Below are 19,872 nucleotides of genomic sequence, written 5' to 3'. Positions count from 1 at the left end.
TTCCCGTCGGGTCCCGCTCGGTTCGCCCAGGATTTCCCACCTTCCCATCCGCCCCCGGCGGCGTCACTGTCCGACGCGCCCCGGCTGGAGCACCTTGGTGAACAGCACCGCCCCGCTCTCGGCGCGCAGCCGGACGGTCAGCTCGCCGCTGTCCGCGTCGATGGCCACCTCTCCGAAGAACTGGCTGTCCTGCCCGGGCGGCACGTTCGCCGTGGCGGGTGCCTTGACGAAGGGCTGCTCGGGTCCGAAGGTGCCGTCCAGCCCCACCGCCGGGAAGCCGCCCGCATTCAGCGGTCCCGAGACGAACTCCCAGAACGGCGCGAAGTCCTTGAACGCCGCCCGTGCGGGGTCGTAGTGCTGCGCGGAGGTGTAGTGCACATCGGCGGTCAGCCACAGGGTGCCGGTGATCCGGCGGTGCTTGATGTGCCGCAGCAGCTCGGCGATCTGCAGTTCGCGGCCGAGCGGCGCCCCCGGGTCGCCCTGTGCGACAGCCTCGAAGTTCACCGCGCCGTCCGGGACGACCAGGCCCAGCGGCATGTCGGAGGCGATCACCTTCCACACCGCGCGCGAGCGCGACAGCTCCCGCTTGAGCCACGCCAGCTGCCGGGCGCCGAGGATGCCGCCGTTGTCGTCGGGCCGCCGGCCGGGGGAGTTGGCGTCGCGGTAGGTACGCATGTCGAGGACGAAGACATCGAGCAGGGGGCCGTGGCGCAGCACCCGGTAGACCCGGCCGTCCTCGTCGGCCCGTTTGGTGGAGAGGGGGAAGTACTCGCCGAAGGCCCGCAGCGAGCGCGCGGCCAGCACATCGACGCTCTTCTCGGTGTAGCGCGCGTCGTCGAGGATCTGCCCGGGGTACCAGTTGTTGCGCACCTCGTGGTCGTCCCACTGGACGATCGAGGGCACCTGGGCGTTGAAGTCACGCAGGTTCGTGTCCAGCAGGTTGTAGCGGAAGGCGCCGCGGAACTCCGCGAGCGTCTCCGCCACCTTCGACTTCTCCGGGGTGGTGAGGTTCCGCCAGGTGCCGCCGCCGGGCAGCGCGACCCGCTCCTGGATCGGCCCGTCGGCGTAGATGGTGTCGCCGCTGCACAGGAAGAAGTCCGGGTCCAGCCGCCGCATGTGGTCGAAGATGCGGTATCCGCCGCGGTCGGGGTTGATGCCCCAGCCCTGTCCGGCGAGGTCTCCCGACCACAGGAAGCGGATGTCCTTCCGGCGTGCCGGGGCGGTGCGGAAGGTGCCGTACACCGCGCGGCCGGTGCGCCGCGGGTCGTCGGGGTCGGCGAGGACGACCCGGTAGTGGATCTGCTCGCCGGGCGGCAGGCCGACGAGCGGCGTCCGGCCCGTGAAGTCCGTGTCCGGCCCGACGACCGGGCCGACCCAGCGGCGTGCTCCGCGGAACGAGTCGGTGGCCGCGGTCTCCACGACCATCCGGGCCCTGCGGTCCGAGCGCGCCCACACCAGCCCCGAAGAGGCCGTCACATCCCCCACCTGCACGCCCCATTCGGCGCCGGGCCGCCCCGACAGCGCCTGCGCGGGCGCCGCACCGGCCATGGACGGCACCGTCAGCGCGGCGGCCCCGGCCAGCGAGCCCCGCAGCACCGCGCGCCGGTCGACGGCCGTCCCCGAATCCCGGGTCATGGAAAACCTCCTGTGTCTCACTGATCCCCTTTGCTACCGGTGCCACATGCCCCGCGCCCGAACGGACGGTGAACAACGGGTCATCGGGCGACGGGGAAGCGCCGTCCGGACGGGCGCCCGGGTGGGCAGGCGCCGGCCGGACGGGCCGGGGTCCTGCGGCGGAGGTCCGAGGACCAACGACCGATCGCGCGATGATCAACCGCCGCATAGGCTCGCGCCATGCCTGCCAACGCACACGCACACATACGCATCGCCCGCCCCTCCCGTGACCTCGACGCCGCCGAGCGCTTCTGGGTCCACGGGCTGGGACTGTCCGTGGTCTGGCGGCGTGACATCGCCGCCGAGGACCCGCCGGGCGAGGAGTACCGGCTGCTCATGGTGGGCTGGCCGGACGCCGGCTGGCACCTGGAGCTGTCCTACGAAGCCGGGGCGCCCACCGCGCCCGTGCCCACGGACGAGGACCTGCTCGTCGTCTACCTCGACGGCCCGGTCCCGGACGAGCTGGTCGCCCGTCTCGAGGAGCACGGCGGCAAGCGCGTCCCGGCGCACAACCCCTACTGGGACACATGGGGGGTCACCGTCGAGGACCCGGACGGCTACCGTCTGGTGCTCTCGACGCGCGAGTGGACCAACGTCCCCTTCCCCGGGGCCTGATGCGCCGACGCGGCGGCGTGCGTCAGCGGGTGGCGTCGAGGATGACGCGGGCCACGAGCGCGGGATCGTCGTTCATGGGGACGTGCCCGCAGCCGGGCAGCCGGATGAGCCGCGCGCCGGGCATGACCTTCTTGGCGCGGATGCCCTGACGGCGCAGGAGGATCCGGTCGGCGGTGCCCCAGGCGACGGTGACCGGCACCTCGGCGAGGTCATGGGTGAACAGCACCGAACGCCCGGCGGCGAGGGTGGCCTCGAAGGCGGTCGCCTCGCGCAGGGCACGGGTCTCGGCGATCACCGCCTCCGGCGAACGGCGGGCGGGCCGGGCGTAGATGGTGGAGGTCAGCGCCGCGCGGCCGGCCGCCGTACGGGCCATCCGCGCCACCGTGGGGGACGGAAGCCTCAGGGCGCCGTGCCGCATGGCGCGCAGCACCCCGAAGGCATAGCGGCGCTCGCCCTCGGTCCAGAACCCGGCCGGCGAGAAGGTGGTGACGGTCCGTACGAGCTTCTCGTGCCCGAGCTGCAGGGCGAGCAGGCCGCCGAGGGAGTTGCCCACGACGTGCGGCCGGTCCAGACCCAGCGCGTCGAAGAGCGCGCCGAGGACGCCCGTCACCTCCCGCAGGCCGTGGCCGACGCCGTCGGGCAGCGCGGGGGAGACGCCGAAGCCGGGCAGGTCGACGGCAATGACGTCGCGCTCGGCGGCGAGGGCGCCGACGACCGGGTCCCAGGCCTGGAGGTGATGGCCGATGCCGTGCAGCAGGACCACCGGCTGCCCGCTGCCCACCCGTTCGTAGGCGACCTCCGCGGTCCGCCGTCCGGTGGGGGTGGCTATGGGGAACGAGATCGTGTCGACCATGGGAGCAACTCCTGTCGTCATCCGCGCTCGGCGTGAGTGAGACAGAATGTCAGCAGTGGTTACCGAAGGGTAGACCCCGGACGTGAGACGCCCCCGCCGCCTGCGGTGAGAGCGGGTTCACGTGGACAACCCGGCGCCGCGTCGGGTGGGATGTGAGGCGTGGGAGACCTGAAGACGACTGACGCCGCGCTTGACACCTTCGAGGAGCACCGGTCCACGCTGACCGGCGTGGCCTACCGCATGCTGGGCCGGGTGGCGGACGCGGAGGACATCGTCCAGGAGGCCTGGCTGCGCTGGTCCGGCGCGGACCGGGGCGAGGTCCGCGACGCGCGCGGGTATCTGGTGCGCGTCACCACCCGGCTGGCCATCGACCGGCTGCGCCAGGCGCAGTCCCGGCGCGAGGCCTACGTCGGGTCGTGGCTCCCCGAGCCGATCGCCACCGACTTCGGCCACACCGTTCCCGACACCGCCGAGCGGGCCGTGCTCGCCGACTCCGTCTCCTTCGCCGTCCTCGTCGTCCTGGAGTCGCTCTCCCCGCTGGAGCGCGCGGTCTTCGTGCTGCGCGAGGCGTTCGGCTTTCCGTACCAGGAGATCGCCGTCACCCTCGACCGCTCGGAGGCGGCCGTGCGCCAGCTCGCCGGGCGGGCCCGGCGCCACGTCGCGGAGGGCAAGCCGCGCTTCGCCGTGGACCCCGCGAGTCAACGCGACCTCACCGAGCGGTTCCTCGCCGCCGCCACCGGCGGCAGCGTCGGGGAACTGCTCGCCCTGCTCGCGCCCGACGTGCGGCTCGTCAGTGACAGCGGCGGCAGGGCGAAGGCCCCGCTGCGGGTCATCGACACCGCCGACAAGGTCGGACGGTTCCTCATCGCCGTGGGCCAAGAGGGGCTACCGGAGCCGGAGTTCCGCTTCATGGAGATCAACGGCCGCCCGGGGCTGTGCGTGTTGTCGCGGGGACGGCCGGACACCGTCTTCAGCCTCGATGTCGCGGACGGGCGCATCACCGCGATCTATCTGATGCGCAACCCCGACAAGCTCGCGGGCCTGGCGTCCTAGCGGCGGGCCGCCCCCGCCCGGGCGGCCCTCGGGTCAGAGCCCGCCGGCCACGCGCAGCACGGCGCCCGTGGTGTACGACGCCTCCGGCGACATCAGCCATGCCACCGCTCCCGCGACCTCCTCCGGCTCGCCGGGGCGGCCCATGGGCACGCGGTCGGCGTTGCGCCACGGCCGCTCGGGGTCGCCCATCGAGGCGTGGATATCGGTGACGATCATGCCGGGCTGCACCGAGTTGACCCGGACGCCCTCCTGGGCGAGTTCCTTGGCCAGGCCCATGGTGAGCGCGTCCACGGCGGCCTTGCTCGCCGCGTAGTGCACGTACTCCCCGGGGCTGCCCAGCGTCGCCGCGCCCGAGGAGATGTTCACGATCGCGCCGCCCTGTCCGCCGTGCCGGGTCGACATCTCCAGGGCCGCCCGCCGGGCGCAGATCAGCGCCCCTGTCACATTGACGTCGACGACGCGGCGCATCCGCTCCACCGGTGTCTCGGTGAACCGGCCGAGCAGCCCGGTGATCCCGGCGTTGTTGACCAGACCGGTGATCGGCCCCAGCCGCTCCCGCACCGTGTCGAACAGCTCGTCGACCTGGGACTCGACGCTGGTGTCGGCCTGCACGGCCACACACCTGCCGCCCGCTGCCCGGACCGCGGCCGCCGTCTCCTCGGCGGCGTCCCGGGCCCGTTCGTAGCCGATGCCGATGTGGTGTCCGGCGTGGGCCAGCCGCACCGCGACCGCCGCTCCGATGCCCCTGCTGCCACCCGTGATCACGGTGACCTGATCCATGTTCGCCGCCCCGAGTATGAAGAGCTGATGATCATCGACCGTACCTCTGTCATTGGTCTTGACCAAGTGTGCGTACCGTCCTATGGTCGCAGGGATACTGCAACAACCTTTAATAAAGAAGCGCGCAAAAAGCCTTTGCGGAGGATCAGGGTGGGGACCACGCAGCTGGACACGGTGCCGGAGCCGAAGTACTGGCACCTGAAGACCGTGCTCACCGACGCACTCGACTCCGAGTTCGCGGTGGGCGAGATCCTGCCCAACGAACGTGAGCTGGCGGCCCGCTTCGGCGTCGCCCGGGCCACGCTCCGACAGGCCCTCGAACAGCTCGAGCTGGAAGGCCGCCTCCAGCGCCGCCGCGGCGTCGGCACCACCGTCGCCCCGCCCCGGGTGGGTGTCGCCGTCGGCGACGCCGAGCACAGCTGGCCCGGCGCGGGCGCCGACAGCTGGCAGCCCGTCGACAGCGTCCTGGCCGCCCCGCCCGCCGCCGTCGCCCGCCTCCTCGGCACCGCTGCCGACGCCGTGGTGCACACCGTCCGCCGCACCCGCGGCAACCACGGCCAGCCGGTCGCCGCCGAGCTGCTGTACGTACCGGCGGACAGCGTTCCCTCACTCACCGCCATCGGCGCCCTCACCGGTGCGGGCCGCGCCCGGGCCGTGCTGCGCGAACTGCAGCGGCTGGACCTGGAGGGCCAGGACCGGTCCGTCGAGCTGGGCTCGGCCCGTGCCGACGACGCCAAGCAGCTCGACCGGCTCCCCGGCTCGCCCGTGCTCCTCGTCACCACCCGCTACTACGCGAACGGCCGCACCGTCGCCGTCGCCGTGGCCACCTACCGCGCCGACACCTGCAAGCTCACCTTCGGTGACTCGGGCATGCAGCTGCTGGCCGGCTGACGCCGCCCGGCATCCGGGGCCCGGTCAGCGACGTGCCGTGACCGTGCTCTCGACCGCGAAGAGCTGTTCCTCCACGTGGTCGAGGGCCAGTCGCAGCGCGCCCGTCGCCACCGCGGCCTCGCCCAGCAGCGACTGCGCCACCCGGGGCGGCCGCAGACAATAGCGGGCCAACTCCGCCCGCAGCGGCTCCAGGACACCGTCCAGTCCGGCCGCCCAGCCGCCCACCACGACCAGTTCGGGATCGAGCGCCAGCACCAGCGCCGCCACGTCGTGCACCAGCCGCCGCATGAACCGCTCCACCGCCGCCCGCGCCCGCGCGTCGCCCTCCCGGGCCAGCGTGAACACCCGCGCCACCTGCGCCTCGTCCAGCGGATGCAGCGGCTCCCCGGTGGTGGACAGCACCTCCTCCGGGGTGGCCTCCCGGCCCAGCAGATGCAGGGCGCCGATCTCCCCGGCCGCACCCCCGAAACCCCGGTGCAGCCGCCCGCCGATCAGCGAACCGGCCCCCGGACTCAGCCCCGCGAGCACGAACACCACATCGTCGGAGTCGGTGGCCGCACCCTTCCAGTGCTCGGCCACCGCGGCCGCGTTCGCGTCGTTCTCCACCAGCACCGGGCAGCGGAACGAGCGGCGCAGCCGCTCCCCGAGCCGTAGCCCGGTCCACTCCGGCAGCGCCGTACCCAGCCGGACCGTCCCGTCCGCCTCCACGATGCCGGGGCTCGCCACCCCCACCGCGCGCAGCGAACCGCACGCCACACCGGAGCGCCGCAGCAGATCGGCGACGGCCTCCCGCACCCGCTCCAGCCGCTCGTCGGCCGACGCGGTCTCGGACACCTCCAGGGACGCCGAGCCCATGACCCGTCCGCGCAGGTCCGCCAGGAGGGCGGCGACCCGGTGCGGTCCGATCTCGATGCCCAGCAGATGCCCCGCCTCGACCCGGAACCTGAAGCGCCGCGCCGGGCGGCCCTGGCGGCGTGCCGCGCCCTCCTCGGCGGACGCCTCCATCACGAGGCCGGATTCCATCAGCCCCTCGATCACGCCCTCGACGGTCGGCCGGGACAGCCCGGTCAGCTTGACGAGATCGGTGAGCGTGGGTGCCGCGGACGGGGCGGCGGTGCGCAACGCGTGCAGGACCACGGCCGAATTGATCCGCCGCAGCAGAGACGGATCCCCGCCGGTGAGCCGCCCCAACGTGCCGCCTCCTCGCTTGTGCGCGCCCTTCGCCCTGACGTGCGGATCGTATCCGGTGCCGTGCGGGTCGGCGAGCGTCGGGACGCCGCCCGGGGGAGGTGTCCGCGGCTCACCCCGGCGCGACGAATCCCGACTCGTACGCCGCGATCACCGCCTGGGTGCGGTCCCGTGCCCCCAGCTTCGCCAGTACCGCGCTGACGTGCGTCTTCACCGTCTCCGTGCCCAGGGTCAGGCTCGCGGCGATCTCCGGGTTGGACATCCCGCGCGCCATCAGCCGCAGCACATCCGCCTCCCGGGCCGTCAGCGCCGCCCGTTCCATCGCCGCGCGGGCGCGCTCGTTGCCGTACGAGGCCGCGAGCCTGCGCAGCGCGGTGGGGAACAGCAGCGAATCGCCCGCGGCCACCGTCCGTACCGCCTGCACGATCTCCGCCGGCGCGGCGCGCTTGAGGAGGAAGCCGTCGGCTCCGGCCCGCAGCGCGTCGTAGACGTACTGATCGTTCTCGAACGTCGTCACGACCAGGATCTTCGGGGGCGCCGCCACCGTGCGCAGCACCGCCCGGGTCGCCTCGATGCCGTCCAGCAGCGGCATCCGCACGTCCATCGCCACGACGTCCGGCCGCAGGCTCCGCACCAGCGGCAGTACGGCCGCGCCGTCCGCCGCCTCGCCCGTCACCTCGATGTCCGGCTGCGCGGAGAGGATGGCGCGCAGCCCGGCGCGCACCAGGGGTTCGTCGTCCACGAGCAGCACGGTTATCGGCACCGGGCCAGCCTAATGGGGCGTCAGAGCCGCTGCGGGCGGGCGCCGGTGGGGCCGTGGCGACCAGGCTCCGGACAACGTCGGCAGGTCGCGCATCGGCTCCAGCAGCACCTCACCGCCGTTGCCGCTGATCCTCTCGGCGGTGGCGGCGGCATCCGGCGACGAGGGCAGACACCGGGCGGCCTCCGTGTCCTGGGCCGCACGGCCGGTCAGCCCAGCGGGAGCACCGCCCGCACGCGCCACCCGTCCTCGTGCGCCCCCGCCTCGGCCTGTCCGCCGAGCAGGGTGGCACGCTCACGGATGCCCCGCAGCCCGCCGCCGCTGCCGGAGACCGTGCCACCCGCCCCGGACAGCGCGTTGTGGATCTCCAGCTCCACGGCCCGGTCACCGACGGCGATCCGTACCGACACCGGCACCGGGCCCGCGTGCCGCACCACATTGGTCAGCGCCTCCTGGACAATGCGGTACCCCTCCCGCGACACCGGCCCCGGCACGCTGTCCAGCGGACCGCTCACGTCCGACGTGACCTGTGCCCCCGAGCCCCGCGCCGCCGTCAGCAGCCGCTCGGCGTCGGCGAGGGTGGGGCGGGCTGCCGTCGGCGGGGCGTCCTCGCGCAGGATGCCCAGCACCCGTTCCAGGTCCTCCAGGGCGTGCCGGCCCGTCTCCTCGATCGCGGCCAGCGCCTGCTCGGTGAACTCCGCGGACCCCGCCGCCCGGGCCGCGCCCGCCTGGACCACGGCCACCGTCAGGGCGTGCCCGACAGAGTCGTGCAACTCCCGCGCCAGGCGGTTGTGTTCCAGCAGCCGTTCCGTACGCTCCTCCAACGCGGCGAGCCGCTCGGCCGCCGACGGCCCGAGCAGGGCCCGCGCCGCCGCGGCCAGCGCAGCGCCCGCCGCGACGACGAACACCAGCAGGAGGACCGGGGGCAACGGCGCGAGCAGCGCGTACCACCGGCCCTCGCCCGCCGGCCACCACGGAGCCGGATCGAGGACCCGGCCCCGGTCGGCGGAGCGCAGCAGCGCCCATGTCAGCGGGGGGACCCATACGCTCAGGAACGCCGTCAGCACGCCCAGTTCGTAGCGCAGCACCAGCCAGAGCGCCGTCCGCCACCGGTCGCCCCACGAGGCGCTGCGGGAAGCGGGCGTCCCGCCGTCGTGCGCGCCGGGGAACAGCAGCAACCGGGCCTGCACGCCCTCCGACAGCCGGACCGCCGGGACCATCGCCAAGGCCACCAGCAGGGGCACGGGAGTGACCAGCAGCCAGGCCGCCTGCCGCGTGCCGAGACCGGCCAGCCCCGGGTGGACGAGCGCGCAGACGGTCGCGAGCACGGTGGCCATGACCAGATGCAGCCAGCGGGTGAAGGTGACGGCCCGGAACACGAGGCGCGGTAGGGCGAGCATCCCGCCATCCTCGCAGCGGCCCCGTGGCAGCCAGGTGGCGGTCTCAGCCGGAGGGGGATTCGGCGGCGGCCCGCAGCCGCTCGTACTCCTCGGTCATCCTCGGCAGCGTCCAGGAGGCGTTCAGACCGCTGGGGTTGGGCAGCACCCAGATCCGCGTCGGGCCGATCGTCCGTTCCTGCGGTCCGATCACCGCGCGCTTGTCGTCGAAGGCGATCCGGTACGCGGTGACGCCGACGACCGCCAGCCACCGGGGCCGCAGCCGTGCCACCTTCTCGGTGAGCAGCAGCCCGCCCGCGCGGAACTCCTCCTTGCTCACCTCGTCGGCCCGTGCGGAGGGCCGGTCCACGACGTTGGTGATGCCGAGCCCGTACGCGAGCAGTTCCTCCTGCTCGGCCGGGGCGAGCTGCCGGGGCGTGAAGCCGGACCGGTACAGCACGGGCCAGAAGCGGTTGCCGGGCCGCGCGAAGTGATGGCCCGTGGCGGCGGACATCAGACCGGGGTTGATGCCGCAGAACAGGACCCGCAGATCCTCCGCGACCACGTCACCTACCACTGTGCGGCCCACCTTGAGCAACGGGAAAGAGGACATCCCGATGATAGGCGGTGCCGCCGAGCGCCCGTCCGGCCGGACAACGCGGACCGCCCGCCGCCGTGTCCGGAAAGGACACAGGGGCGGGCGGGTCCGTGAGACGCGGGGAAGACGTCAGAGGATGGCGCCCGGGGCGTACGCGGCCGCCTCCGGGTGCTGCTTGGCGATCTCCTCGATCCGGGCGACGACCGTGGCGACCTGGTCACCGGCGGCGCCGGTGAACGACAGCTTGTCGGCCATGAGGGCGTCGAGACCCGCGCGGTCCAGCGGGATCCGCTCGTCGGCGGCGAGCTTGTCGAGCAGCTCGTTGCGCTCGGCACCCTGCTCGCGCATCGCCAGCGCGGAGGCCACCGCGTGCTCCTTGATGACCTCGTGGGCGACCTCGCGGCCGACCCCGGCGCGCACCGCGCCCATCAGCACCTTGGTGGTGGCGAGGAAGGGGAGGTAGCGGTCCAGCTCCCGGGCGACGACGGCCGGGAACGCGCCGAACTCGTCGAGCACCGTCAGGAAGGTCTCCAGCAGGCCGTCGAGCGCGAAGAACGCGTCCGGCAGCGCGACGCGGCGCACCACCGAGCAGGAGACGTCGCCCTCGTTCCACTGGTCGCCCGCCAGCTCGCCGGTCATCGAGGCGTAGCCGCGCAGGATGACCATGAGGCCGTTGACGCGCTCGCAGGAGCGGGTGTTCATCTTGTGCGGCATCGCGGACGAGCCCACCTGACCCGGCTTGAAGCCCTCGGTCACCAGCTCGTGGCCGGCCATCAGCCGGACGGTCTTGGCCAGCGAGGACGGCGCGGCGGCCAGCTGTACCAGCGAGGTGACCACGTCGTAGTCCAGCGAGCGCGGGTAGACCTGGCCGACGGAGGTGAAGGCGTGCGCGAAGCCGAGGTGGCCCGCGATCCGCTGCTCCAGCTCGGCCAGCTTCGAGGCGTCGCCGCCGAGCAGGTCCAGCATGTCCTGCGCGGTGCCGACGGGGCCCTTGATGCCGCGCAGCGGGTAGCGGCCGAGCAGCTCCTCCAGCCGCCCGTAGGCGACGAGCAGCTCGTCGGCGGTGGTCGCGAAGCGCTTGCCGAGGGTGGTGGCCTGCGCGGCGACGTTGTGCGAGCGCCCCGCCATGACCAGCTCGGCGTACTCGCCGGAGAGCTTGCCGAGGCGGGCGAGGACGGCGACGGTACGGTCGCGCATCAGCTCCAGCGAGAGCCGGATCTGGAGCTGCTCCACGTTCTCCGTGAGGTCACGGGAGGTCATGCCCTTGTGGACGTGCTCGTGGCCGGCGAGGGCGTTGAACTCCTCGATGCGGGCCTTCACGTCATGCCGCGTGACCTTCTCGCGCTCGGCGATGGAGGCCAGGTCGACCTGGTCCAGAACCCGCTCGTAATCGGCGAGGGCGGCGTCCGGCACCTCGATCCCCAGGTCCTTCTGGGCACGGAGTACCGCGAGCCACAGCTTCCGCTCCAGCTTGACCTTGTACTCGGGGGACCACAGGACGGCCAGCTCGGTGGAGGCGTAGCGGCCGGCGAGGACATTGGGGATGCGGGGCTTCAAAGACGCAGCAGTCACGTGACCGGATTCTACTGGCGTTTTACGCAGGTCGGCGCCCCGCCCCGGTTTGTGCGTTGCTACGAGAGCGGCTCGGCGGGCTCGGCGTCGCCCCCGTACGGGCTCAGCTCGGCCCGCTTGGGCGGCCGGCCGTCCCCGCTGGAGCGTCCGGTCAGCCGGCGGCCGATCCACGGCACCAGGTGCTCGCGGGCGAACCGGGCGTCCGAGGTCCGGCGGGCCGCCCAGCCGGGGCGGACCAGCGGGGGCAGGGGCTCGCGCCAGTCGAACGAAGGCTCGTGCCCGAGTGCCTGCCCCACGGCCTCGGCCACCCGCCGGTGCCCCTCCGCGTTCAGATGCAGCCGGTCCTCGGCCCACAGCCGGGAGTCGCCCAGCACCTCGGCGCCGAAGAGATCGACGACGAGCGCACCGTGCCGGCCGGCCAGGTCGTCGATGAAGCCGAAGAGCTGCTCCATGCGCGGCCGGAACCGCTCCATCACCGGGCCCTGCCGTCCCGGGCTGCGCATCAGTACCAGCTGACGGCAGCTCGGCGCGAGCCGCGCCGCCGCTTCCTCCAGCCGCGCGCAGACCAGGTCCACGTCGCACTTGGGGCGCAGCACGTCGTTGAGTCCGCCGACCAGCGTCACCAGATCGGCGCCCATCGCCGCGGCGGGCGCTGCCTGCTCGTCGGTGATCTGGCCGATGAGCTTGCCGCGCACGGCGAGGTTCGCGTAGCGGAAGCCGGGGGCGCGCTCCGCGAGGCGGGCCGCGAGGAGATCGGCCCAGCCGCGGTACGAGCCGTCCGGCAGCTCGTCGGACATGCCCTCGGTGAAGGAGTCACCGACGGCGACGAAGCTCGTGTATGTGTAGGTCGCATTGATCTCCATGGCGCGGGCGATCCTACTCCCCGGCGGGGCGGCACCGGCACCCCGTGCCGGTGCCGCCCCGCCGGGGGCGCCTCACGGCCGCTGGCCCACCAGCTCGCGCAGGACGTCCTCCAGCGTGACCAGCCCGGCCAGCCGGTCGTCCGCGCCGATGACGGCCGCGAGGTGGGTGCCGGTGCCGCGCATCGCCGTGATCACGTCGTCCAGCGGGGTGGCCGCCCGGACCTGGGCGATCGGGCGCATCCGGCGGCGCGGGAAGGGTACGTCGCGCGGCTCGGCGTCCAGCGCGTCCTTCACGTGCAGATAGCCCGTGATCCGGCCCGCGTTGTCCACCACCGGGAAGCGGGAGAACCCCGACTCGGCGGACAGCCGCTCCAGCCCCTCGGGGGTGATGCCGAAGGGGGCGGAGACAACCCGCTCCACCGGCAGCACGACGTCCTGGACCGGGCGGGAGCCCAGCTCCAGCACGTCCCGCAGCCGCTCGGTCGCCCGGGCGTCCAGCAGGCCCGCCGCGCTGGAGTCGGCGACGATCCGGGCGAGCTGGTCGTCCGAGAAGGTCGCCGCGACCTCGTCCTTGGGCTCCACCCGCAACAGCTTCAGCAGCGAATTCGCCAGCTGGTTGATGGCGAACACCACCGGGCGCAGCGCCCGCGCGAGGGTGACCAGCGGCGGGCCGAGCAGCAGCGCGGTGCGCACCGGTTCGGCGAGGGCGATGTTCTTCGGCACCATCTCGCCGAAGAGCATGTGCAGATACGTCGCCACGGCTAGCGCGATCACGAACGACACCGGGTGGGTCAGCCCGGCCGGCATGCCGACCGCGTGGAACACCGGCTCCAGGAGATGGGCGATCGCCGGTTCGGCGACGACACCGAGCACCAGGGTGCACAGCGTGATGCCGAGCTGGGCCGCGGCCATCAGCGCCGAGATGTGCCGCAGGCCCCACAGGACACTGTGGCCACGCCGGTCACCGCGCTCGGCGTACGGCTCGATCTGGCTGCGGCGCACCGAGATCAGCGCGAACTCCGCGCCGACGAAGAAGGCGTTGACGACCAGCGTCGCCAGGCCGATGAGCAGTTGGACGGCGGTCATCGGCCGGCCTCCTTACGGGTCCCGAAGCGGGATCCGCCGTCGGTCGCGGAGCCGAGGCCGGCGCTGCCGCGCGGGTCGGGGCCCGCGTCCGGCGGCGGAGCCGTCAGCCGGACCCGTGCCGCGCGGCGGCCGGAGGCGTCGATCACGTCGATCCGCCAGCCCTCCACCTCGACGGTGTCGCCCTCGGCCGGGATCCGGCCGAGCTCGGTCGCGACCAGCCCGGCCAGCGTCTCGTACGGGCCGTCCGGCGCCCGCAGGCCGATGGCCTCCAGCTGGTCGGTACGGGCCGCGCCGTCCGCGTCGTAGAGCTCGCGGCCCGCGGCGTCCTGCCCGGCCGGGGCGAGGTCGGGGATCTCGACGGGGTCGTGCTCGTCGCGGACCTCGCCGACGACCTCCTCGATGATGTCCTCCAGGGTGACCACGCCCGCCGTGCCGCCGTACTCGTCGATGACGACGGCCATGCTGCGCTTGGCCGACAGCCGGTCCAGCAGCCGGTCCACCGTCAGCGACTCCGGCACCAGCAGCGGCTCGCGCAGCAGCGCCGCGACGGGATGGTGCGGGCGCTGCTCGGCGGGTATCGCGAGGACGTCCTTGATGTGGGCGATGCCGACGACCGTGTCGAGATTGCCGCGGTAGACGGGGAAGCGGGACAGGCCGGTCGCCCGGGTGGCGTTGGCGACGTCCTCGGCCGTGGTCTCCGCGCCCAGCGCGGTGACCTGGACGCGGGGCGTCATCACGTTCTCCGCCGTCAGTTCGGCGAGGTTCAGCGTCCGGACGAACAGCTCGGCGGTGTCCGCCTCCAGCGCGCCCTCCTTGGCGGAGTGCCGGGCGAGCGCGACCAGTTCCTGGGGCGAGCGCGCCGTGGCCAGCTCCTCGGCCGGCTCCAGGCCCATCCGGTGCAGCGTGCGGTTGGCGGTGTTGTTGAGGTGGGTGATCAGGGGCCGGAACGCCGCGCTGAACGCGCGCTGCGGACCCGAGACGCGCTTCGCCACCGGCAGCGGCCGGGAGATCGCCCAGTTCTTCGGCACCAGCTCGCCGACGACCATCAGCACCACCGTGGAGATCACGGTGCCCAGCACCAGGGCGGTCGAGGACGCCACGGAGGCGGACAGGCCGAGTGCCTTCATCGGGCCGGTGAGCAGCGCCGCGATGGACGGCTTGGAGATCATGCCGATGATCAGACCGGTGACCGTGATGCCCAGCTGGGCGCCCGAGAGCTGGAAGGTGAGGCCGCGCACCGCCTTGAGCGTGCCCTCGGCGCCGCGGTCGCCGTTCTCGACGGCCCGCTCCAGCTCACCCCGCTCGACGGTGGTGAGGGAGAACTCGGCCGCGACGAAGACGGCACAGGCCAGGGTCAGCAGCAGGGCGACCAGCAGGAGGAGTACTTCGGTCATCGGTTCACCTCCGTCCCATGATCCGGCAGGGGCGGGAGGAGCGCGCGATGTCGACTCCGGGGACTACTGGGAGGCTCGCCCATGGCTGGACGCTCACACCTTTCATTGGCTCGTGACGGGTGAAGCTCGTGGTGGGTGAAGAAAGGACCAAGAAGGTCAGTTTGACCACTCAATGGTAAAGGATCAGCAAAGTGGTGCGGTCGACGTGCCACCGAGCGGCTTGACCCACCGGCTCCACTGCGGCTCGCGGGTGTAGCCCGCCGCGCGCCACGCGTGGTGCGCCGCATCGTTGTGGTCCAGCACCATCGCGTCCCCGCGGCGCCCGCCGAGCGAGACGAACCGCTCCTCGGCGGCCGCGAGCAGCGCGCTCGCCACGCCCCGGCGGCGGTGGCGGGGGTGGACGGCGAGCCGGTAGAGATGGCACCGCCAGCCGTCGAAGCCGGCGATCACGGTGCCGGCCGGCTCGCCGTCGTACTCGGCCAGCAGCAACGCCCCGGGGTCCCGGTCGAGAAGCCGGGCCACGCCCGTGGGGTCGTCGCTGATGCTCGTCCCCTCGGCGGCCTCCTTCCAGAAGGCCAGCACGGCGTCGAGCTCCGAGGGCGCCGCGGCCCGGATGTGAAGATCGCTCATGGCGGCGATCCCATCACCGGCCGGGGCGCGGTGTCGAACATGTTCCGTCATGCGGTCAGGTGCCGTGCGGCTCTTCGGTCACCGAGGGCGAAGCCGTTCCGGGCGATGCTCCGGGACGGTGGACGACGTGCGGTCGAACGGCTCGCGACGGGCCCGCACCCGCTCCGGGCGGCGGCCGCCCGCCGGACCTCACGGTGCGGGACCCGCGGCGATCACCCGCCGATCACCCCGGCGGTCACCTCCCGTCGCTTTCGAGCGGGCGCCTGGCCACCCCCAGCACACAGGGCGAAGCGGGCGTCGGTACTCTGCCCGCCGGCACCCGCAGCCGACGGTACGGACCCAGCTCGAACCCCGCCGCCTCGATCTCGGCCAGCGGGTCCCGCGCGGTATGACAGCCGCCGAACAGCACCGGCCAGACGGTCCGGTCCAGCGCCCGCTGCACGGTCGCCTGCCCCCGGCCCTGCGCCAGCCCGTGCTCGAAGAACCGCAGCTCACCACCCGGCCGCAACACCCGGCGCAACTCCGCCAGAGCACGCCGCACATCCCGCACGGAACACAGCACCAACGACGCCACCGCCGCGTCGTACGCCTCGCTCTTCACCGGCAGCGCCTCCGCCGCCCCCGGCACCACGTCCACCGGCACCCCGGCGCGCACGGCGGACTCCACCGCCAGCCGCCGGAGCAGCCGCTCCGGCTCGATCGCCACGACCTCGGAGACGGTCCCCGGGTAATAGGAGAAGTTCAGCCCGTTTCCCGCGCCGATTTCGATGACCCGGCCCGACAGCCCGTCCAGCAACTCCCGCCGGTGCGCGGCCACTCCGGCCCGCCGGTCGGCCACCGGGCTCAGCTTCGCGTACACCCGCGCGAACAGCGGATGGTGCACGGCGTCGTGCGGCGTTCTGGTGTTCCGCGGCATGACACACCCCTTCCCGGGGATACGACGGCTACCGCGATTCTTCCCCGGTCGAACCCGCCCCCACCGTCGCCGCGCCGCCTCCTTGGAGTGGGGCGGGCGGGCGTCAGGGCCGCTGCTGTGTCGCTCAGTGGTGCTGCGACGCGAAGCGGCCCGCGTCCCAGCCGCCGGACAGCTCCGGCGCCAGCCAGGTGGGGGCCGCGGTACGGAAGGTGTCCGGGGGGAGGGTGCCCGCGCCCTCGGGGACGGCTCCCAGCAAGGGGGCCTCCGCCGCCTCGGGGAGGTCGGCGAGGTTGCAGAGGGTGGCGAGGTCGGGCACGGCCGGCCAACTGCCGATGACCACGCCCGCGCATCGCAGGCCGCGCGCACGCAGGGCCTCGGCCGTGAGCGCGGTGATGTTGAGCGTGCCCAGGCCCGGCTGGGCGACGACGAGGACCGGCGCGTCCAGCAGCCGGGCCACGTCCGCGAGCGTCGAGCCCGCCTCGTCCAGCCGGACGAGCAGCCCGCCCGCGCCCTCGACCAGCACCAGATCATGGCTCTCGGCCAGGCGCGCCGCCGCCTGCTCGATCTCCTTGGGGCGCACCGGTGCGCGGCCGGCCCGGCGGGCGGCCGTCGCGGGCGCCAACGGCTCGGGGTACCGGGCGAGTTCGAGGCCCGTCACCGCCCCCGCCAGCCGCTCGACCTCCGCGACGTCCCCCGGTTCCTGGGCCGTGACGCCCGTCTGGGCGGGCTTGAGTACGGCCACGGAGCGGCCGGCGGCCACCGCCGCGGCCGCGACTGCCGCGGTCACGACGGTCTTGCCGACCTCGGTGCCGGTGCCGGTGACGACGAGTACGGACATGGTTCCTGCCTCCGTTCGCCGCGCGCGCAGCGCGGTGTGCCTGCCGGCGGCCCGGTGAGCCGGTCGGCCGTCGGCGCCGAGCCGGCGCCTCCCGGCGTCCGCCGTTGATCGTGCCGCCGTGTACAGCGGCCGTGATGTGACGCCGCGCTGCCGGGACACCGCTCAGGGGCGGCGTCCGGGGCGCGGTGCGGTGCCCGGGGTCCCGGGCCGGCCGGCCGGGGGCGGGACACGGCCCCGTCCCCGGCCCGTGGCGTTACCCCGCCGCCGCGACGGCCCGCACCGCCGCGCAGATCCTGGCCACGTCCTCGTCCCCCGTGATGTAGGGCGGCATCGTGTACACGAGATTGCGGAACGGTCGCAGCCATACGCCCGCCCGCACCGCGGCCCGGGTCGCCGCGGCCATGTCCACGTCGTGGTCCAGCTCGACCACCCCGATGGCGCCGAGCACGCGCACCTCCCGTACCGCCGGGAGCTCGGCCGCGCCGGCCAGGCCCTCGCGCAGTCCGGCCTCGATCCGCTTGACGTCCGTGCGCCAGTCCCGCGCGAGCAGCAGGTCGATCGAGGCGTTCGCGATCGCGGCGGCCAAGGGGTTGGCCATGAACGTCGGGCCGTGCGCGAGCACCGGCACCTCGCCCCGGGAGATCCCCTCCGCCACCCGCGAGGTGCACAGCGTCGCGGCCATCGTGAGATACCCGCCGGTCAGCGCCTTGCCCAGGCACAGCACATCGGGGGAGACACCGGCGTGCCCGGAGGCGAACAGCGGGCCCGTGCGGCCGAAACCCGTGGCGATCTCGTCGAAGATCAACAGCACGCCGTGCTCGTCGCACGCTTCCCGCAGCACCCGCAGATACGCGGGGGAGTGGAAGCGCATGCCGCCGGCGTTCTGCACGACAGGCTCGACGATCACCGCGGCCAACTCGTCGGCGTGCCGCGCGACGAGCTCCCGCAGGTGTGCGACGTAGGCCGGGTCGGGCTCGGCGTCGAACCCGGTGGGCGGCGCGTCCGCGAAGATCTGTCGCGGCAGCACACCGGACCACAGAGCGTGCATGCCACCGTCCGGGTCGCACACCGACATCGGCTGCCAGGTGTCGCCGTGGTAGCCGCCGCGCCAGGTCAGCAGCCGCTGCTTGCCCGGTCTGCCGACCGAACGCCAGTACTGGAGGCACATCTTCACGGCCACCTCGACCGACACCGAGCCGGAGTCGGAGAGGAAGACGTGGCGCAGCGGTTCCGGAGTGATCTCCACCAGGCGGGTGGCGAGTCGCACGGCGGGCTCATGGGTGAGCCCGCCGAACATCACATGGCTCATCCGCCCCAGCTGTTGCTGGGCCGCCTCGTTGAGCACCGGGTGGTTGTAGCCGTGGACCGCCGACCACCACGAGGACATGCCGTCGATCAACTCGGCCACGCCGTCGACCGGTTCGGCCAGCCGCAACCGCACCCCCGACGCGGACTCGACGACCAGCGGGTCGACCCGGCCGGGCATCGGCCCGTACGGATGCCAGACGTGCTGCTTGTCCAGGGCGAGCAACTCGCCCGCGGTGAGCGGCTCAGGCATTGGGAGGCAGCTCCGTGCCGGCGCCACGACGGCGGACGGCGACCAGATCCGTACGGGCCTCGCCGGCGTCCGTGCGGGTCTCACCGGCCGGAGCCGGGAGCTCTCCCTCCGCGGTGGCCGCGGCCCCGTCGGCCGCGCCCGTCTCCCCGTCCCCGCAAGGGCCGCAGCCGCCGCCCCCGTGCCCGCCGCAGCCGGACGCCATCGCGTCGGCCCGGTGCGCGGGCAGCGTCGTGGTGCCGGTGCCCTCCACCTCGAAGCCGGCGTCCGCGATCATGTCGAGGTCCGCCTTGCCCTCCTGGCCCTCACTGGTCAGATAGTCGCCCAGGAAGATCGAGTTCGCGAGGTGCAGCGCGAGCGGCTGCATCGACCGCAGGTGCACCTCACGGCCGCCCGCGAGCCGTACCTCCACGTCCGGGCAGACGAACCGCACCATCGCCAGGATGCGCAGCGCGCGCTGGGGGGTGAGGTTCCACTCCTTGGCCAGCGGGGTCCCCTCGAAGGGGATGAGGAAGTTGACCGGCACCGAGTCCGGGTTCAGCTCGCGCAGCGCGAAGACCACGTCCACCAGGTCCGCGTCGCTCTCGCCCATGCCCGCGATCAGCCCGGAGCAGGCGGACATCCCCGCCGCCTGGGCCTGCTGCACGGTGTCGACGCGGTCGGCGAAGGTGTGGGTGGTGGTGATGTCGCCGTACGTCGCCTCGGAGGTGTTGAGGTTGTGGTTGTAGGCGTCGGCTCCGGCTGCCCGCAGCCGCTCGGCCTGTCCGTCGGTCAGCAGCCCGAGGCACGCGCACACCTCGACGTCCTCGTTCTGCTCCTTGATCGCCTCGATGGTCTTCGAGACCCGGTCGATGTCCCGGTCCGTCGGGCCGCGCCCGCTGGCGACCAGGCAGACCCGCTTCGCACCGCCGGCGACGCCCGCGGCCGCCGCCTTCGAGGCGTCGTCCGGCTTGAGCCAGGTGTACTTGAGGATCTCGGCCTTGGAGCCCAGCCGCTGCGAGCAGTACGAGCAGTCCTCGGGGCAGAGCCCCGACTTGAGGTTGACGAGGTAGTTCAGCTTCACCCGCCGTCCGAACCACCGGCGGCGCACCTTGCCCGCCGCGGCCACCACATCGAGCAGGTCGTCATCGGTGGTCGCCAGTACGGCGAGCGCCTCTTCGCGGGTCGGCAGCTCCCGCCGCAACCCCTTGTCCACCAGCGTGTTCAGCAGGTCCATGGCGCCGATCCTCG

General features: G+C 73.5%; 19 protein-coding genes. 3 read left to right on the top strand and 16 right to left on the bottom strand.

Annotated elements, in window-relative coordinates; all coding sequences use genetic code 11:
* Positions 1–63: 63 nt before the first annotated feature.
* On the bottom strand, positions 64–1,635 hold the full coding sequence (locus JO379_RS05405; protein WP_209514149.1) for an alkaline phosphatase D family protein: 1,572 nt from the start codon (positions 1,633–1,635) through the stop codon (positions 64–66).
* A gap of 219 nt (positions 1,636–1,854) precedes the next feature.
* On the opposite strand from JO379_RS05405, the gene JO379_RS05400 reads away from it, so the two are divergent.
* Positions 1,855–2,289, top strand: coding sequence for a VOC family protein (locus JO379_RS05400; RefSeq protein WP_130876583.1), 435 nt, complete (start codon positions 1,855–1,857; stop codon positions 2,287–2,289).
* 22 nt (positions 2,290–2,311) lie between these two features.
* On the opposite strand, the gene JO379_RS05395 is transcribed toward JO379_RS05400, so the two are convergent.
* A complete protein-coding gene (locus JO379_RS05395) occupies positions 2,312–3,142 on the bottom strand; it encodes an alpha/beta fold hydrolase (protein ID WP_130876582.1) in 831 nt (276 codons plus the stop codon).
* A gap of 159 nt (positions 3,143–3,301) precedes the next feature.
* Here JO379_RS05395 and sigJ point away from each other — a divergent pair, with 159 nt between their 5' ends.
* Entirely contained in the window at positions 3,302–4,195 is an 894-nt protein-coding gene (sigJ, locus tag JO379_RS05390; RefSeq protein ID WP_307841902.1) for an RNA polymerase sigma factor SigJ, read from the top strand.
* Between the two features lie 33 nt (positions 4,196–4,228).
* Here the strand turns inward: sigJ and JO379_RS05385 are convergent, their stop codons facing one another.
* Positions 4,229–4,975, bottom strand: a complete 747-nt coding sequence (locus JO379_RS05385; RefSeq protein WP_130876581.1) for an SDR family oxidoreductase — start codon at positions 4,973–4,975, stop codon at positions 4,229–4,231.
* 150 nt (positions 4,976–5,125) lie between these two features.
* Between JO379_RS05385 and JO379_RS05380 the strand changes: the two genes are divergently transcribed.
* A complete protein-coding gene (locus JO379_RS05380) occupies positions 5,126–5,866 on the top strand; it encodes a GntR family transcriptional regulator (protein WP_130876580.1) in 741 nt (246 codons plus the stop codon).
* A gap of 24 nt (positions 5,867–5,890) precedes the next feature.
* Here JO379_RS05380 and JO379_RS05375 read toward each other — a convergent pair whose 3' ends face one another.
* From JO379_RS05375 to bioB, 13 genes are all read right to left on the bottom strand, one after another.
* On the bottom strand, positions 5,891–7,057 hold the full coding sequence (locus tag JO379_RS05375) for an ROK family protein (RefSeq protein ID WP_130876579.1): 1,167 nt from the start codon (positions 7,055–7,057) through the stop codon (positions 5,891–5,893).
* Between the two features lie 109 nt (positions 7,058–7,166).
* Positions 7,167–7,817 (bottom strand): response regulator, encoded by a 651-nt coding sequence (locus JO379_RS05370; RefSeq protein WP_209514147.1) that lies wholly within the window; start codon positions 7,815–7,817, stop codon positions 7,167–7,169.
* A gap of 206 nt (positions 7,818–8,023) precedes the next feature.
* Positions 8,024–9,214 carry a sensor histidine kinase gene (locus JO379_RS05365; RefSeq protein ID WP_209514145.1) on the bottom strand — a complete coding sequence of 397 codons (1,191 nt, stop codon included), beginning with the start codon at positions 9,212–9,214 and terminating at the stop codon, positions 8,024–8,026.
* A 43-nt stretch (positions 9,215–9,257) separates the two neighbouring features.
* Positions 9,258–9,803 carry a G/U mismatch-specific DNA glycosylase gene (gene mug, locus JO379_RS05360; RefSeq protein WP_130876576.1) on the bottom strand — a complete coding sequence of 182 codons (546 nt, stop codon included), beginning with the start codon at positions 9,801–9,803 and terminating at the stop codon, positions 9,258–9,260.
* Between the two features lie 114 nt (positions 9,804–9,917).
* Positions 9,918–11,360 carry an adenylosuccinate lyase gene (gene purB, locus JO379_RS05355; RefSeq protein WP_209514143.1) on the bottom strand — a complete coding sequence of 481 codons (1,443 nt, stop codon included), beginning with the start codon at positions 11,358–11,360 and terminating at the stop codon, positions 9,918–9,920.
* Positions 11,361–11,419: 59 nt separating this feature from the next.
* Positions 11,420–12,223, bottom strand: a complete 804-nt coding sequence (locus JO379_RS05350) for an SGNH/GDSL hydrolase family protein (protein ID WP_209514141.1) — start codon at positions 12,221–12,223, stop codon at positions 11,420–11,422.
* A 72-nt stretch (positions 12,224–12,295) separates the two neighbouring features.
* The gene (locus JO379_RS05345) at positions 12,296–13,309 is read right to left on the bottom strand and encodes a hemolysin family protein (RefSeq protein WP_130876573.1); all 1,014 of its coding nucleotides are present in this window, start codon (positions 13,307–13,309) and stop codon (positions 12,296–12,298) included.
* A complete protein-coding gene (locus JO379_RS05340; RefSeq protein WP_130876572.1) occupies positions 13,306–14,703 on the bottom strand; it encodes a hemolysin family protein in 1,398 nt (465 codons plus the stop codon). The genes JO379_RS05345 and JO379_RS05340 overlap by 4 nt, the downstream gene beginning before the upstream one ends.
* Positions 14,704–14,886: 183 nt before the next feature.
* Positions 14,887–15,333 (bottom strand): GNAT family N-acetyltransferase, encoded by a 447-nt coding sequence (locus tag JO379_RS05335; protein WP_130876571.1) that lies wholly within the window; start codon positions 15,331–15,333, stop codon positions 14,887–14,889.
* Between the two features lie 235 nt (positions 15,334–15,568).
* The gene (locus JO379_RS05330; RefSeq protein ID WP_130876570.1) at positions 15,569–16,249 is read right to left on the bottom strand and encodes a class I SAM-dependent methyltransferase; all 681 of its coding nucleotides are present in this window, start codon (positions 16,247–16,249) and stop codon (positions 15,569–15,571) included.
* A gap of 124 nt (positions 16,250–16,373) precedes the next feature.
* A complete protein-coding gene (bioD, locus tag JO379_RS05325) occupies positions 16,374–17,087 on the bottom strand; it encodes a dethiobiotin synthase (RefSeq protein WP_130876569.1) in 714 nt (237 codons plus the stop codon).
* A 253-nt stretch (positions 17,088–17,340) separates the two neighbouring features.
* The gene (locus tag JO379_RS05320) at positions 17,341–18,645 is read right to left on the bottom strand and encodes an adenosylmethionine--8-amino-7-oxononanoate transaminase (RefSeq protein ID WP_130876568.1); all 1,305 of its coding nucleotides are present in this window, start codon (positions 18,643–18,645) and stop codon (positions 17,341–17,343) included.
* Positions 18,638–19,858: a biotin synthase BioB gene (gene bioB / locus JO379_RS05315; protein ID WP_209514139.1), complete on the bottom strand. Its 1,221-nt coding sequence runs from the start codon at positions 19,856–19,858 to the stop codon at positions 18,638–18,640. The genes JO379_RS05320 and bioB overlap by 8 nt, the downstream gene beginning before the upstream one ends.
* Between the last annotated feature and the right edge of the window lie 14 nt (positions 19,859–19,872).

The organism is Streptomyces syringium, assembly GCF_017876625.1.
Lineage (GTDB): Bacteria > Actinomycetota > Actinomycetes > Streptomycetales > Streptomycetaceae > Streptomyces > Streptomyces syringius.
This window is presented reverse-complemented; position numbering and strand designations above follow the sequence as displayed.

Coding starts and splice junctions, on each gene's coding strand:
- JO379_RS05345 (WP_130876573.1), bottom strand. CDS start 13,309: ATGACCGCCGTCCAACTGCTCATCGGCCTGGCGACGCTGGTCGTCAAC.
- bioD (WP_130876569.1), bottom strand. CDS start 17,087: ATGTCCGTACTCGTCGTCACCGGCACCGGCACCGAGGTCGGCAAGACC.
- bioB (WP_209514139.1), bottom strand. CDS start 19,858: ATGGACCTGCTGAACACGCTGGTGGACAAGGGGTTGCGGCGGGAGCTG.
- JO379_RS05335 (WP_130876571.1), bottom strand. CDS start 15,333: ATGAGCGATCTTCACATCCGGGCCGCGGCGCCCTCGGAGCTCGACGCC.
- JO379_RS05350 (WP_209514141.1), bottom strand. CDS start 12,223: ATGGAGATCAATGCGACCTACACATACACGAGCTTCGTCGCCGTCGGT.
- JO379_RS05320 (WP_130876568.1), bottom strand. CDS start 18,645: ATGCCTGAGCCGCTCACCGCGGGCGAGTTGCTCGCCCTGGACAAGCAG.
- JO379_RS05395 (WP_130876582.1), bottom strand. CDS start 3,142: ATGGTCGACACGATCTCGTTCCCCATAGCCACCCCCACCGGACGGCGG.
- JO379_RS05405 (WP_209514149.1), bottom strand. CDS start 1,635: ATGACCCGGGATTCGGGGACGGCCGTCGACCGGCGCGCGGTGCTGCGG.
- JO379_RS05365 (WP_209514145.1), bottom strand. CDS start 9,214: ATGCTCGCCCTACCGCGCCTCGTGTTCCGGGCCGTCACCTTCACCCGC.
- JO379_RS05340 (WP_130876572.1), bottom strand. CDS start 14,703: ATGACCGAAGTACTCCTCCTGCTGGTCGCCCTGCTGCTGACCCTGGCC.
- JO379_RS05385 (WP_130876581.1), bottom strand. CDS start 4,975: ATGGATCAGGTCACCGTGATCACGGGTGGCAGCAGGGGCATCGGAGCG.
- mug (WP_130876576.1), bottom strand. CDS start 9,803: ATGTCCTCTTTCCCGTTGCTCAAGGTGGGCCGCACAGTGGTAGGTGAC.
- JO379_RS05400 (WP_130876583.1), top strand. CDS start 1,855: ATGCCTGCCAACGCACACGCACACATACGCATCGCCCGCCCCTCCCGT.
- JO379_RS05330 (WP_130876570.1), bottom strand. CDS start 16,249: ATGCCGCGGAACACCAGAACGCCGCACGACGCCGTGCACCATCCGCTG.